Origin of the sequence: Shinella kummerowiae (genome assembly GCF_009827055.1) — a bacterium.
Lineage (GTDB): Bacteria > Pseudomonadota > Alphaproteobacteria > Rhizobiales > Rhizobiaceae > Shinella > Shinella kummerowiae.
Genome location: NZ_WUMK01000007.1, coordinates 38,917 through 53,613, shown reverse-complemented (window position 1 = coordinate 53,613; position 14,697 = coordinate 38,917). Strand labels below are relative to the sequence as shown.

12 protein-coding genes are annotated in these 14,697 nt (G+C 63.4%); all 12 read right to left on the bottom strand.

What is annotated here, in order from left to right:
• Window positions 1–2: 2 nt before the first annotated feature.
• Window positions 3–1,871 (bottom strand): D-apionate lactonase, encoded by a 1,869-nt coding sequence (apnL, locus tag GR138_RS18625; RefSeq protein WP_160860767.1) that lies wholly within the window; start codon window positions 1,869–1,871, stop codon window positions 3–5.
• Window positions 1,868–2,902, bottom strand: coding sequence for a Gfo/Idh/MocA family protein (locus GR138_RS18620; RefSeq protein WP_160860766.1), 1,035 nt, complete (start codon window positions 2,900–2,902; stop codon window positions 1,868–1,870). Before GR138_RS18620 ends, apnL begins: the two co-directional genes overlap by 4 nt.
• Before the next feature lie 2 nt (window positions 2,903–2,904).
• Window positions 2,905–3,972, bottom strand: coding sequence for an ABC transporter permease (locus tag GR138_RS18615; protein ID WP_160861075.1), 1,068 nt, complete (start codon window positions 3,970–3,972; stop codon window positions 2,905–2,907).
• The gene (locus GR138_RS18610) at window positions 3,972–5,516 is read right to left on the bottom strand and encodes a sugar ABC transporter ATP-binding protein (protein ID WP_160860765.1); all 1,545 of its coding nucleotides are present in this window, start codon (window positions 5,514–5,516) and stop codon (window positions 3,972–3,974) included. Before GR138_RS18610 ends, GR138_RS18615 begins: the two co-directional genes overlap by 1 nt.
• A 2-nt stretch (window positions 5,517–5,518) precedes the next feature.
• Window positions 5,519–6,157, bottom strand: a complete 639-nt coding sequence (locus GR138_RS18605) for a DUF2291 family protein (RefSeq protein WP_160860764.1) — start codon at window positions 6,155–6,157, stop codon at window positions 5,519–5,521.
• Between the two features lie 70 nt (window positions 6,158–6,227).
• Complete coding sequence (locus GR138_RS18600; RefSeq protein ID WP_160860763.1) at window positions 6,228–7,169, bottom strand: D-ribose ABC transporter substrate-binding protein; 942 nt, start codon at window positions 7,167–7,169, stop codon at window positions 6,228–6,230.
• A 121-nt stretch (window positions 7,170–7,290) separates the two neighbouring features.
• Window positions 7,291–8,118, bottom strand: coding sequence for a phosphogluconate dehydrogenase C-terminal domain-containing protein (locus tag GR138_RS18595; RefSeq protein ID WP_160860762.1), 828 nt, complete (start codon window positions 8,116–8,118; stop codon window positions 7,291–7,293).
• A gap of 232 nt (window positions 8,119–8,350) precedes the next feature.
• The gene (locus GR138_RS18590; protein WP_160860761.1) at window positions 8,351–10,027 is read right to left on the bottom strand and encodes a glycerol-3-phosphate dehydrogenase/oxidase; all 1,677 of its coding nucleotides are present in this window, start codon (window positions 10,025–10,027) and stop codon (window positions 8,351–8,353) included.
• Between the two features lie 17 nt (window positions 10,028–10,044).
• Window positions 10,045–11,565, bottom strand: a complete 1,521-nt coding sequence (locus GR138_RS18585; RefSeq protein ID WP_160860760.1) for an FGGY-family carbohydrate kinase — start codon at window positions 11,563–11,565, stop codon at window positions 10,045–10,047.
• A gap of 68 nt (window positions 11,566–11,633) precedes the next feature.
• Window positions 11,634–12,488: a DeoR/GlpR family DNA-binding transcription regulator gene (locus tag GR138_RS18580; protein ID WP_202402721.1), complete on the bottom strand. Its 855-nt coding sequence runs from the start codon at window positions 12,486–12,488 to the stop codon at window positions 11,634–11,636.
• A 97-nt stretch (window positions 12,489–12,585) separates the two neighbouring features.
• A complete protein-coding gene (locus tag GR138_RS18575; protein WP_160860758.1) occupies window positions 12,586–13,533 on the bottom strand; it encodes a D-ribose ABC transporter substrate-binding protein in 948 nt (315 codons plus the stop codon).
• A 117-nt stretch (window positions 13,534–13,650) separates the two neighbouring features.
• Window positions 13,651–14,691: an ABC transporter permease gene (locus GR138_RS18570; protein ID WP_160860757.1), complete on the bottom strand. Its 1,041-nt coding sequence runs from the start codon at window positions 14,689–14,691 to the stop codon at window positions 13,651–13,653.
• Between the last annotated feature and the right edge of the window lie 6 nt (window positions 14,692–14,697).

The window sequence follows — 14,697 nt, the reverse complement described above, 5'->3', positions numbered from 1 at the left end:
GTTCAGAACACGACCTCGATACAGCCATAGGGCGGCACCACGATCTGTTCGCCCGCCGGCACATCGGCTGTGTCCCCACCGATCAACGAAACCCTGCGTGGCTGCGCAGGCAAGGCCACCGTCTGCGGCGCGGGGGTCATGTTCGCCAGCAGCAGCCGTTCCTGTGCGGCAAGCCCAAGCACCGCATCCGGGCGCGCCGTCGCGACGGCATGCACCACTTCACCCGCCAAGGCGCCAAGGCGCGCCAGAACATGCGCGAGCGGCCGCAAAGCGCCCGGTACCGTCGCCTCGCCCTCCCCTGCGATCAAGCCGAATGGACCGGCCAGCGTCGAAAGCGTCAGCACCTCCAGCCCGGTAGTGGCGACCGTTGCGGCATAGGCCAACGTCCAGGCCGCGCCGAACTGACCGTTGTGCCGCGGATCGACATTGGCCATGGGAATGCGCCGGCCCGCCGGGTTATCCTTCGTCGTGCTGCCATAGGGATTCTGCCGCATGGCGATCGTCGACGGGCCGATGCGGTAGGCCTTGTCGCCATAGATCGCGCGGGCAGAGCTGACGACATGACGCAGCGCTTCAAACGTCTGCATGACGGAAAGATCATCGGCCGCATGCACGATCGGGTTGGTGCAATGGCTGACATAGTCGATAGGATCCGCCGGCACGCGCTTGCGGTTGAGTTCGGTGAAATAGCTCATCATGCCGCCGCCAAGCCGCACGCCGGCAAAGGCCGCGCGCGCGGCAGCATAGACCTCCTCCAGCGGCGGGCATTCCGGCCACGAACTTCCCGGCGGCGTCGATTGGCGATCGACCGAGGGGCAGACGAACAGCGTGTCGAGCGTTAGGCCGGCCTCGCGGACAAGGGCGGCGAACCCGGCCATTTCCTCGTCCAGCGGCCGTCTGCAGGGCACGGCAAGTTCCAGCGTCACCTTGAGGCCGGATTTTTCCGCGATCTGCGCGTAGCCCTTCAGGGCTGCAAGACCATGGCCCGCCCCCGGATCGAAATGGCAAATCAGGTGCCGTGCGCCGATGGTTTTCAGGGTTTCGAGTGCTGCCAACTCCTGCGCAAGGCATTCCGGCCGCAGACCGACACCGATTTCGGGAAAGCGGAGATCCGTTGGCGCCAGGTGCAGGGTGATGACGTCAGATGCGCCGGCAGCGGATGCAGCACCCTCTTTCGCCTGAATGTCAACGACGACCTTCTGGCTGAACGGCTCGTTTTTCGCCACGAGATAGGGCCACGCCAGCGCCAATGGGCGCACATAGGTCTTGTAGGAACCGTCGGTCCAGTTGCGCTGGTCCTCCATCTCGAAAATGTCGCCATCAAACGCCGTCGTCGCCGCGATACCAGGCGCGACCTGATGGGTAATCGCGGCGATGTCCTTGAACGGCTGCCAGGGCTCGATCTGGTTTGGCCAGTGCGACCGTTCGATGTCACCGTCACCATGCCGGACCTCGACAGGCGCTCCCGCAACGCCGACGATCGGGTGCAGCACGACGAAGCCGGCGCGGGCCGTTTCGAAATCGGCATCGCTGACACAATAGGTGGAGAACGTGATGGTCTTTGCCGTACCCGAAATCGCGATGGCACAATCGAGATTGGCGCCCGAGGGCGCGGTAAAGCGAGCATCATAGGTTACGGAGAAACCCTCATCCGTCTCCCGCACGGATAGATCCGTGATGGCGGCGCAACAAGTACCCCAATCCTTGTCGCGCACGAGAAAGGCGATGGCCCGGAGGACCTCGTGCCCGCGGAACCGCAGGGTGCGGAGGTTGCCGTCCTGAAGCTCAACACGGAGATCACCCGCAGCGAGTGTCCGGCTTTCCGGCTCACATTCGCTTGTGCCGTAGAGCCGCTGCAGGTCCTCGCTCATGTCAGCAAGTCTTGCAGCGAAACGGTTTCCGCACGTTCGGCGCTCAGATAGGCGGCTTCGACGAGCGCAAAGGTTTTCAGATTGTCGCGACCCGAGGTGTCCGGCTCCCGACCGGCCGCCAGCCGCTCGACCCAGTGTTTCTGGATGAGGGCGACGCTTTCCTGGATGTTGTGCCACGGCTGCGAGGCCCAGGGCAGCAGGTTCGGCGCAACGACGGTTTCCGTCGTGCCATCAGGCCCATGGACGATCAGCCTGTAGTCCTTGCCGAGGCGCAGCGTACCCTTGCTGCCGTCGATCTCGACGAAGGTCTCCGGGAACGGTTCTTCCGGCAGCCTCGTCGCATAGCTGACATCGACGATCGAGGTGACGCCGTTGTCGTGATCGAGCAGCATCGTCGCGACGTCCTCGCCGGCAATGTCAGGATTGATGCGGCGCGCGCGGGCTGTCATGCGGTTCGCATCGCCGAACAGGAAGCGGGCGATGTCGAGCGAATGGATGCCGAGGTCTTCGATGATGAAGCGCTTGCCTTTGGCGAGATAGGGCTGGCCGGAGAAGACGTCGAAGCCGGAGCGGAAGGAGACGCGACCCCAGAAGGCTTCACCGATCACACCGCTGTCCAGCACCGCCTTCACCGCCAGGATCGGCGTCTGCCAGCGGAAGTTTTCGTGGATCATCAGCGGAATGCCGGCCTTGTCCGCGGCAGCGACCATCGCCTTGGCATCTTCGAGCGTCGGCGCAAACGGTTTCTGGCAGATCGCCGGCACCTTGTGGCTGGCGGCAAGCTCGACCAGCGCGCGGTGGCTGCCGACGGTCGTTGCAATATCGACGAAATCGAAGCCACCATCGGCGAACATCGCGTTCGCCGACTGGTAGCGTCGCGCCACGCCGAACTGATCGCCGACGATCGTCAACCGTTCCAGATCGCGATCGCAGATCGCCACGATCTCGACGTCGGCCAGATCCTGCCAGCCATGCATCTGGTTGACGGCGAAGAAGCCGCAGCCGATCAGAGCTCCCTTCATCTTCGCCATGCTCAACCCGCCTTTGCCATCTGCATCAGCGTGACGCGTTGCTGCAAGCGGCGCTGCGCCTGATCGACCACCACTGCGACGATGATGACGAGGCCCTTGATCACCATCTGCCAGAACGAACTCACGCCCATCATCACCAACCCGTCCGAGAGAATGCCGATCACGAAGGCGCCGATGATCGTTCCGCCGATCGTGCCACGCCCGCCCGACATGGATGTACCACCCAGAACGGCCGCCGCAATGGCGTTGAGTTCGAGATTGGTGCCGGTCGCCGGATGGGAGGCCATCAGCTCGGAAGAAATGACCAGGCCGACGATCGCCGCGCAGAAGCCGGAGAACATGTAGACGAACATCTTTACGCGGTTGACGCGGATGCCGGACATGCGCGAGGCGCGCTCATTGCCGCCGACGGCGAAGATATGCCGGCCGAGCGGCACGAAGCGGGCGAAATAGGCCGCCCCCAGCGCCACGACAATGAGGATCCAGACCGAAACCGGCAGCCCCAGGATCGAGCCGGAGCCGAGATAGGAAAAACCCTGGTTGCCGAGGTCTTCGCGCCCCGTGAGGTTGGGCAGCGTCTGGCCGTCCGAATAGAGCAGCGCCATGCCGCGCGCCACATAGAGCGTGCCGAGCGTCGCGATGAAGGGTGCGACGTTTAGCCGGGTAATCAGCAAGCCGTTGACCGCGCCGATCAGGATGCCGACGACCATGACGATAACAGCCACCTCGACGATGTTGAAATAGACCGTGTAGCCCAGCGGCAGCGCCACGCCATACATGATGAGCCCGCCGGCGATCATGCCGCAGAGGCCGACGATCGAACCGACGGACAGGTCGATGCCGCCGGTGATGATGACGAAGGTCATGCCGATCGCCAGAAACGCGTTCTGCGTCGCATGTTTCGACATCAGGATCATGTTGGCGGTCGATAGAAAGTTCGGCGCGAAGATCGAGAAGAAGATGATCACCGCAAAGAGCGCGATAAAGGTTCGAAGCTTCATCAGCGTGAGCAGGGCGGCGCCGGTGGAGAGGTGGTTGCCGGTGGCGGCAGTGTGCGTTGCTGTCGTCATCACGCATGCATCCTTTTGGTTTTATGTCCCTCTGCGGAGGCCGAAATCACCATGTCCTCGGTGGCGTCCCTGCGATCGACCACCATCACCAGCCGGCCATTGCTCATGACCGCGATGCGGTCGGACAGCGCCATGACCTCCTCGAGATCGGAGGTGGAGAAGAGAATGGCAAGGCCCTCGCCCGCCAGCCGCCGCATGGTGCGGAAAACGTCGGCCTTGGCGCCGACATCGATGCCGCGGCTCGGCTCGTCCATCAAAAGCACCTTCGGACCGGTCATCAGTGCCTTGCCGATGACGACCTTCTGCTGGTTGCCGCCCGACATGGAGGTGACGTCGAGATCGGGGTTCTTCGCCTTGATCGAGAGATTGCGGATCGCGTTGGCAATCGCCTCCTTCTCGCGCTTCAGGTCGATATGAAAGCCGGCCTTCAGGAACTGGCCGAGGCTTGCCATGGACAGGTTGTCGGCAATCGACATGGACTGCACGAGCCCTTCGCGCTGGCGATCCTCGGGGATCAGCGACAGCCCTTCGCGGATGCGCCGGGTCGTATCGCGGCCCTTCAACTCCTCACCCTCGACGAAAATCTTGCCGGTATAGTGCTCGTGCCGGCCCATGATGCATTCGAAGAGCTCGGAGCGCCCGGCACCCATCAGACCGTAGATGCCGAGAATTTCGCCCTTGCGCACGCCGATCGAGACATGATCGACCGCATAGCCGCCCTGCGCGCGCGGCAGGCAGATGTCTTCCGTGCGGAAGACTTCCGCGCCCGGCTCATGCTCGACCTGCTTGGCAAAGTCCTTGGCGTCCGAGCCGATCATCGAGCGCACGATCCAGCGCGTATCGATGTCCTTGACCATAGCATGACCGGTGATCTGCCCGTCCTTCAGCACGGTGATGTAATCACCGATGCGCATCAGCTCCTCCAGCCGGTGCGAGATATAGACGATGGCCACACCACGCGCCTTGAGGTCCGCGATGACGCGGAACAGCACGTCGACTTCGGCAGCACTCAGCGCCGAGGTCGGTTCATCCATAATAAGGATACGCGTATCGAGCGACACGGCACGGGCGATCTCGACAAGCTGCTGCTGGCCGATCGGCAGGTCTTCCGCCAGCGTATCGGCGGAAATGCCGGCTTCGAGGCGGTTGAGGAATTCGTTGGCCTTCTCCACCTGCGCCTTGTGGTCGATACCGCGCAGGCCGCGGGTGATCTCGCGGGTGGCAAAGATGTTTTCGGCAACAGAGAGATTGCCGAACAGGTTCAACTCCTGAAAGACGATGCCGATCCCGTGGCGCACCGCGTCCGCCGGGCTGTTGAGATGGATGCGCTCGCCATCCATCCAGATCTCGCCGAGCGTCGGCCGCTCGACGCCGGCGATGATGCGCATCATGGTCGATTTCCCGGCGCCGTTTTCGCCGACAAGCACGTTCACCGCACCGCGCCGAAGTTTCAGGTCCGCCTTCTTCAGCGCCACGATGCCCGAATAGGCCTTCGTGATGTCCTTCAATTCGAGAATGACGTCGCCGTCGTCCTGTTCGGCCATGATCAGCCTCCCACGGTGATGGTGGCCGGCACGAATTGCGGCAGCTGGCCCTTGGCGGGCAACGGATAGGCGCCGATGGCCTTGATGGTCTTGCCGGTCAGGCCGTCGCGCGACAATTTCTCCAGCAGCGCACCGTTCACATAGGTGTTGAACGACTTGCCGTATTGCGCCCACTCGATCTGGTTCTTGAACTCGTTGAAGTTCACGAATTTCAGGCTGTCGCGCAGCGCCGTGCCGCGGATCGCCGGACCGATCGACACACGGACATCGGCCTTGCTGTCGCCATCGACATCCACGTCGACGTAACCGGCACGTGACTTGGTCTCTTCGCCGACGATCACGCCGTCGATCTTGGCGGCGAAGGTCCAGGGCGCGTTGCCCTGCTTTTCCTTGTGGCCGTATTTTTCAGCGGCCGCGTTCAAGTCGCTTGCCGCAAGAGCCGAGACGTCCTGGAACGCGCCGCCGCGCTCCTCGAGATAGGGCACGACCTTCGCGTCCCATACATCGGCGACCAGCTTGTCGGGATTGAAGGCGCCTGCCGCCGCCTGTTTCTGCTCGTCCTCGGTCTTGACGAACTTGCAGCCGCTGAGCGCGAGTGCGCCCGCAAGCACGAGTGTACAGGCAGCGTTTAACCTCAGCATTCCCATTCTCCGTCACAAACAGAAAACGCGAGGCGGGACCGCACCCCGCCTCGCGCCATCGCGGAAAGGATTATTCGGAGAGCGCGAAGGTTTCGAGCTTGCCGGCATTGTCCGCGGTGATGAGCACGCAGTCCATCAGCTGCTTTTCCTCGGCCGGCGCCTTGCCGGTCGTGATGTACTCATGCGCCTGGGTGACGGCGAGCTGAGCCTGGGCGTAGGCCGGCTGCATGACGGTCGCCTTGATGCCGCCTGCCTTGATGGAGTCGCGCACGTCGTTCGAGCCGTCGAAGCCGACGACAATGACATCCTTGCGGCCGGCAGCCTGCAGGGCGGCGATCGCACCCATGGCCATCGTGTCGTTGCCGGCGATCACGCCCTGGATATCCGGGTTCGCCTGAAGGATGGTCTCCATCTTGGAGTAGCCTTCGGTCTGGCTCCAGTTGGCCGACTGCTGGGCGACCATCTTCATGTCGGGATATTCGTCCATGACGTCGTGGTAGCCCTTGGAGCGGATACCGGCATTGAGATCGGCTTCACGGCCGAGCAACTCGACATAGTTGCCCTTCTCGCCCATCAGCTTGACGAACTCTTCGGCACCGAGCTGGGCGCCCTGATAGTTGTTCGAGACGATCTGCGAGACGGCAACGCCCGTGGCGTTGATTTCGCGGTCGATCAGGAAGGAGGGAATGCCCGCATCCTTGGCTTTCTGCACGGCAGCGATCGAGGCTTCCGAGCCGGCATTGTCGAGGATGATCGCCTTGGCCCCGCGGCCGATGGCCGTATCGATCAGCTGCGACTGCTTGTTGGCGTCGTCGTCATGCACCAGAACCAGCGTCTCGTAGCCGAGTTCCTTGGCCTTGGCTTCCGCGCCGACAGCTTCCGCCTTGAAGAACGGGTTGTCGTGGCTTGGCGTGATGATGGCGATGAGGTCGGCCGCGAAAGACGGCATGGCAACGCTTGCGGCCATGACGGCGGCAAAGCCGACGGTGATCAGTCTGCGGGTAATGTTCATAGTCTCTCCTCCCGGTTAGGCACCGAACTCCAGCGGCCATCCCTCCATTGAAAATGGCCGCCCCGGTGCGATCTTTAGCCGGCGCGTGACGCCGGCCGCGGCGGGCCTGGCCCGCCGGAAATCAGGTGATACGCTGGATGCTGGCCGCGATTTCCGCAGGCTCGAACACGCGCTTCCAATCGTCCTTCATGAGCACGGGCTTGCCGAATTCGATCGCCTTGTTGCAGGCATCGGAGAAGACGCCGGGCGTCTCCTCGAAGATCACCGCGCCGAGCACGTTCATATGGCCGAGCAGAAAGTCGCGGGCTGCTTCCTTGGCAACGCCGCGGCGCACGCATTCATCCATGGCTTCGCGCATCACGACGAGCAGCGACGCGCAGACGGTTTCGGACAGGCCCGGCTCCAGCAGCGCCATCTGCTCGACGGTGACGCGGTGCGAGCGCATGACCGGCGCCCAGATCACCTTGGCGATCTCCTCGCCGAGCGCATAGGCCTCTTCAGGGCCCTGCATCAGCGCGGACACGATGTGCTGCTTGGCAGCGACGCCGCCGAAGAAGTCGCGCTTGGCGACCGGATCCGTCTCGTCGTTGAAGATCGGCGGGTGGCAGGGATGCGTGACGAAGTAGGTGAGGTCCGCGCGCTCCGGCAGATGGCCGGCGAAGGGGGCGGCGGCATCGAGTGCCACGACCATGGTGCCCGGCTTCAGCTTATCGACGATGCCGGCTGCGACCTTGCCGATCGCCGTATCCGGAACCGCGAGAATGACGACATCAGCGCCATCAAGGCCTTCGTCGGCTGATACGCAGGAGAGCCCGAGATCATCGGAAAGGCGCGCCTTGCCGGCATCGCTCACTTCGATATGCCGGACATCGAAGCGAGAACCCTTGAGATTCTTGGCGAGCCGATAGCCCATTTTGCCACCGGCACCGAACAGCGCGATCGATGTCATCGAAGACCTCCCTGAATGCGAGCGGCCGGATCCAAAATCCTGTCCAGCCGAAATTTCCTCCACCGGTCACCCGGTGTGGGCCTATATTTCTCAACTGGTATAACAAGTCAATAACTATCTCTCAGAATAAGTGACATGAAAGAGCGCGTCTTCTTATTCCAACACGCAAAGAAAAAGCCGACCGTCTCGCGACGGTCGGCTCAAGGTCACGCGCTCCGCGCATGCAAGGATGTCAGAGGCTCACGCGGTTGAAGGCGGTCAGGTGTTCGGTAACGGCTGCAATCTCCTCCGCTCGTCGGCGTTCATGCCAGCCGAGGGCAGACGCGGCGACGGTTGCGATCTCGTCCAGTCCGGCGACGCTCAGCCGCCCTTCGATGGCAAGCGTCGTTCGCCGCATGACTATATCAGCGAGATGCTCGACCATTTCGTTGCGCGCGATCCAGTCGATTTCCGCCCTGGTGTAACCATCCACATGGGCGAGCGGCGCAACGCCAGCCTCCCCGCCGATATGAGCCAGCACCGCATCGGCGGTCGTGCCGTAACGGCCGAGCAAAGCATCGACCATCGCGGTGGGCAGACCGGTTTTCGCGGACCGTCCGGAAACCCAGGCGCGCCGCGCGGCATCATCCACCGGGAAGTCACGCCCACCGCCGATCGGCAGCATCTGCGTGCTGATCCTGCGCGGGCGGCCCATGCGGGCGAGGATCGTATTGGAAACCTCCTCGGCGAAACCGCGGAAGGTGGTCCACTTGCCGCCGACCAGCGAGATGACGGAAAACGGCCGGCTGCCGGTCGGCTCCACAACGGGTGCCGAATGGTCGCGGCTAATCAGGCCGGGATTGCTGGCATCGGACGCCGGCAGAGGCCGGATGCCGCTATAGGCATAGACGATCTGCTCGCGGCCGAAGTCCAGCTTAGGCAAAAGCGACCGCAAGCTGGCCAGGAAATAGTCGATCTCTTCCTCCTCGCAGCGCACCGTCTCCGGATTGTCGGCCTTGATGTCCGTCGAGCCGACCAGCGCGAGGCCGAGGAAATCGTAGACCAGACAGATGCGTCCATCGTCGGCCTCAAAATAGATCATCCGGCCCTTGAGGCTTTTGACGAGTTCGGGGTGCCGGAGGAGGATATGCGAGCCCTTCGTGCCGCCGATCAGTTTTCCGGCAACGCCAAGCGTCGCATTGACGTGATCGATCCAGGGACCGGCGCCATTCACGACGGTGGCCGCACGCACCAACTGCTCCGTGCCGCGCGGATCGCGAAGGCGCAGCGCACCCTCCTCCTGCCCCAGCAACGTCGTGTCGTTCATCGCGCGGGCGTCCGGATTGGCATCGAGGCCATCCCGCACCAGTTCCCAGACCAGGCGCTCCGGCCGGCTGATCTTGGCATCGTAATAGATACCGCCGGCGACGATACGCGGCGTGATCTCCGGCATTTCCTTGAGCGCCGTGCGACGGAAGAAGAACTGGTGCTTCGGCATGACGCGATGGCGGGCGCCATAGAGATCGTAGAGCGCCAGGCCGATCTTGATCAGCACGGCACCACGGCTGCGCGGCGCGGTCGTCGAGCCGAGCAGCGTGCGCAACGCCGCAAAGGCGCCCTTCATCATCGAGAAGGAGGGAATGAAGGTCGGCAGCGGCTCGACGCAATGCGGCGCATTGCGCAGCAGGAGATTGCGCTCCAGCGTCGACTGCGCGACGAGGCCGAGCTCACCCGTCTCCAGATATTTGATGCCGCCATGGATAAGGCGCGAGGGCGCGGCACTGGTGCCGGAGCCGAAATCGGCCTTGTCGACGATGAGGCATTTCAGGCCCTGCAGGCAGAGATCGCGGAAGAGCCCGGCCCCGTTGATGCCCGCGCCGAGGATGATGACGTCGAAGGTCTCGACCGTGCCGGCTGCTGTATCCGTCATGATGGGTATTCCTGTTCCTATACGGCATCGCCGAGACGCCGGAGCGTCGGCCAGAGCGGCTTCATGGCCTCGGCGATATCGAGGAAGACCCGATATTTCTCGTCATAGGCGCGCAGCCGGTCTGGATCCGGCTGATAGGTCGTCTCGATCGAGGCGAGATCGCGTGGATCGGCGGTGGGCGAGCTGAAAAGACCGGCCCCGGTTCCCGCACACAACGCCGCCCCCCAGGCGGCCGCCTCCTCCGTCCGCGTCGCCGTAACCGGCAGGCCGACAATATCGGCAAAAAGGCCGGCCATGGCGGGATTGCGCGAGATGCCGCCCGTCAGTCGCGCGGAGGTCGGCGCAAAACCGTCGCGCAGCGCATCGACATGAACACGATGGTTGAAGGCGATGCCTTCCAGCACGGCGCGCACCAGATCGCCCCTGTCGTGCCAGGCATTGAGGCCGTAGAACCCGGCGCTCGATGCCCCGCCGAAGGGCGAGCCGAACAGATAGGGGTGGAAAAAGGCGCTCGACGGGCGCTGGCGCGCAACCTCGAATTCCTTGCCGAGGATCGCGTGGATGCTCTCGCCCGACGCCTCGGCCTGCCGTGCATCGCCGGCGCAGAACTGCTCGATGAACCAGTCGTAATTGGCGGTCGAGGCGGGCGAGATGGACATGTTGTTCCACTCGCCGGGCTCGATGCCATTGCGGCAGAACCAGCGGCCATCGACCTTCGGCACCGGCGAGACCGTCTCGTTGATCGAATAGGTGCCGGCGATGACGGCGACCACGCCCTCGCCATACCCGCCCATGCCGAGTGCGGAGGCCGTGACGTCATGCAGGCCGGCCATCACCGGCGTGCCAGCGACGAGACCCGTCTGCCGCGCCGTCTCGGCCGTCACGCCGCCGACGATCACGGTCGAGCCCGCCATCGGCGGCTGTCGGCCGGCGAGCCGCTCCAGTCCGAACAGACGAAAGGCGTCGTCGGCATAGTCCTGCGTCTGCACATTAGTAAAGGAGGTGCTGGCTTCCGTTCGATCCGTGCCGATCGTGCCGCACAGGCAAAACCGCAACCAGTCCTTTGCCGCGATGAAGTGGGCGATGCGGGCGTAACGCTCCGGCTGGTGTTCGCGGATCCAGCGCAGAATGGCCGACGGCGCAGAGGCGTGCGGCTTCTGGCCGGTCAGCGCCAGCGACTGTTCGCCGATCTCGCCCTCGTTCCACGCATCGGCGATCGCGCCGGCCCGTGTATCAAGCGAAACGATGGCAGGGCCGAGCGGCCGCCTATCCTCGTCCAGCAGATAGATGCCGTCGCCATGGGCGGTGGCGGCGATCGCCACGATATCAGATGCCGGGCGACCACAGGCGGCCACCGCCTCCCGGATCGCATCCGCCGTTGCCGTCCACAGCCCGTCCATGTCGCGCTCGACATGTTGCGGCGCCGGAATCAATTGCGGAACACGGCGGCGGGCGATGGCCAGCACCGTGCCATCCGCATCGAAGATGACGGCCTTGGTCACCGTCAGGCCGCTGTCTATACCCATGATGCAAGGCATCGCTGTCTCCATTCTCAAGCGAAGGAAGAGCGGTGACCGACATCAGGATATCCGCGACAGCGGAAACCTCAGCCGGTCCGTTCCCCGTCCGCCACAATGACGTTGATCCCCTTCGAGCGCATGCGCGACAGGTGGGAGATCGGGATATCCTCATCGACGATCACCGCGTCGAATTCTTCGAGCGTCGCGAAGTGGTGCAGCGCGCGCCGCTCGAACTTGGTGTGATCCGCCAGAAGCACGCGCCGGGCGGAGCTTTCGAACATCGCCCGCTTCGTCGCGACGGTTTCCGGCGACTGGTGGTAAACCACGTCGTCGACGATCGCCGAAAGCGACATGAACACGGTATCCGCCCGGAGGCGGCGAATTTCGTTGGTGGTGATATGCCCCATGAAGGCATTGCACCAATGGTAGAACTGCCCCCCGAGACAGATCAGGTTGAGGTCGTTCACCTCTTTCATCTCGTTGATCAGCACGAGCGAATTGGTGATGACCGTCAGCGGCACTTTGGCCGGCAGGAACCGCGTCATTTCATGCACGGTCGTGGCGTCGTCCATGAAGATCGCCTGCCCCGGCTCGACGAACTGCATCGCGGCGCGCGCGATCGCCTTCTTCTCCTTGGCCTGCTTCGTCGCCCGGTAGGCGTCCGAGGATTCGATGAGGCTCGTGGGGGCGGCGGAAACGATACCGCGCGTCTTGCGGAAAAGGCCGCGGCTGACGAGGTCGTCGACATCGCGGTGCGCCGTCATCAGGCTGATGCCGAAGCGCTCGGTCAGATCCTCGATGCGGATCGACCCTTCCGCGATGACTGTTTCGGCAATCGCCTGGCGGCGCACGAGCTGGCGCGCATGCCGGCTGTCGCTCGGCAGCTCTTCCGATAGCAAATCCTTGACGTCGACTTTCTTGTTCACGGGGAACCCTGCCATGCTTCGAGGAGAGAAGTTTCGTATCTCGTATCGGGCGGCAAGGAAAATGCCAAGCAAGGTGGATGGGAGCGCCCGCGACAGGCGCTCCCGGCGTTGATTACTCGCTCAGAACGAACGGAGCGGTGTACTTGTCGACATTGTCCTTGGTGATCAGCAGGCAATCGAACAGCTGCTTTTCGGTGTCGACACCGGTCGAACCGTTCTTGATCACGTTGTCGGCCTGCTTGACGGCCGCTTCCGAGAACACGGCGACCGGCTGGAGCACGGTGTACTGCAGTTCACCGGCCTTGATGGCAGCGACCGCGTCCGGCGAACCGTCGAAGCCACCGACCTTGACCTGCTCGAGCTTGCCGGCTTCCTTCAGGGCAGCGATCGCGCCCAGCGCCATTTCGTCGTTGCCGCTGATGACGCCGATGATGTCCGGGTTTGCCTGAAGCAGGGACTGCATCTTGGCGTGGCCCTTGGTGCGATCCCAGTCAGCCACTTCCTTGCCGGACTTTTCGAGGTCCGGATACTGCGTAAGCACGGTTTCGTAGCCGTTCGAACGGGTAGCGGCGTTGTTGTCGGACGGTGCACCGAAGAGCTCGACATACTTGCCCTTGTCGCCAACCGCTTCGACCCACTGCTGCGCGCCGAGAGCGGCACCCTGGGCGTTGTTCGACACGAGCTGAGCCTTGGCAAGACCTTCCTGGTTGATCTCGGCGTTGACGAGGATGACCGGGATGCCGGCGGCAACGGCCTTCTTGACCGCGCCGACCGAACCGTCGGCATTGGCCGGGTCGAGAATGATGGCGACCGACTTGTTGGTGATGGCGGTGTCTACGAGGTTGCTCTCGGTGTTCGTGTCACCCTTGTGGGCGCCGACATTGGCCGTGTAGCCAAGGCTTTCGGCCGTCTTCTTGGCAACTTCGCCTTCCGTGAACCAGTAAGGGTTCGACGGATCGTTGACGATGACGGTGATCAGGCCTTCGGCCCAGGCAGAACTGAACAGCAGCGGCAAAGCGGCAGTTGCTGCGAAGAGTACACGCATACCTTTTTTGAACATGATCTCACTCCCTTTGTTGAGTTCGTTTGCGCCGATTTTCGGCAATACTTTCCGCTGCCGGGGCACTCGATGGTCCGCCTCTCCCGGCCGCAGTCAGTTCCGGTCAGCTGCCGCTTGTCAGCGGCGGCCGTATTTGAAGCTGTTGAGCAGAACGGCGGTGACGATCACGGCGCCGGTGAAAACCGTCTGCCAGTAGGCCGAGACGCCGATGATGACGAGGCCATCCGACAGGAAGCCGATGACGAAGGCGCCGAGCATGGTGCCGATGACCGTGCCGCGACCGCCCGTCAGCGCCGCGCCGCCGATGACGACAGCGGCAATCGCCGTCAGTTCATAGGTGGTGCCGGCCGTCGGGCCAGCCGAGGTCAACTGCGAGGACAGGACCAGGCCGGCAACCGCCGCGCAGATGCCCGAGAGCACATAGACGGTGATCTTCACGCCCTTGACCGGCACGCCCGAAAGCTCCGCCGCACGCTCGTTGCCGCCGGACGAGTAGAGCCAGCGGCCGAAAGCCGTGCGGGCGAGCAGGATGTGGCAGGCGATCGCGAAGACGAAGAGCACCAGCACGCCGATCGGCACGCCGGCGAGGCGGTTGAAGCCGAGCCAGTCGAAGCCGGTATTGCCGAGTTCCGGACGGCCGCCGAGATTGTTGTAGGTGAGGCCGTTGGTCATCAGAAGCGCGATGCCGCGGGCGACATAGAGCACGCCGAGCGTGGCGACGAAGGCCGGGACGCGCAGATAGGCGATGAGCACGCCATTGACGGCACCGACGACGGCGCCCAGCAGGCAGGTCAGCACCACGACGACCCAGACCGACGGATAGAGGATCACGCCGAATTGCGGCAGCGTCACACCCTGCATGAGGAAGCCCGCGACGACGCCGGCGAGCCCCAGCGTCGAGCCGACCGAAAGGTCGATGCCACCGTTGAGGATGACGAGCAGCATGCCGATCGCCAGCAGGCCGAAGATCGCCACATGCGAGGCCATGATCAGGAAGTTGTTGACGGTGAAATAGTTCGGCGACATCAGCGAGAAGACGACAATGATGGCGATGAGCGCGAAGAAGGCGCGACCTTCAAACAAAAGCTCGACGAGGCTCTTCTTGCGCTTGCCGCCGCTGACCGCCGTCTTCGTGTCGATTGCAGGTGTGACTGACATGGATTC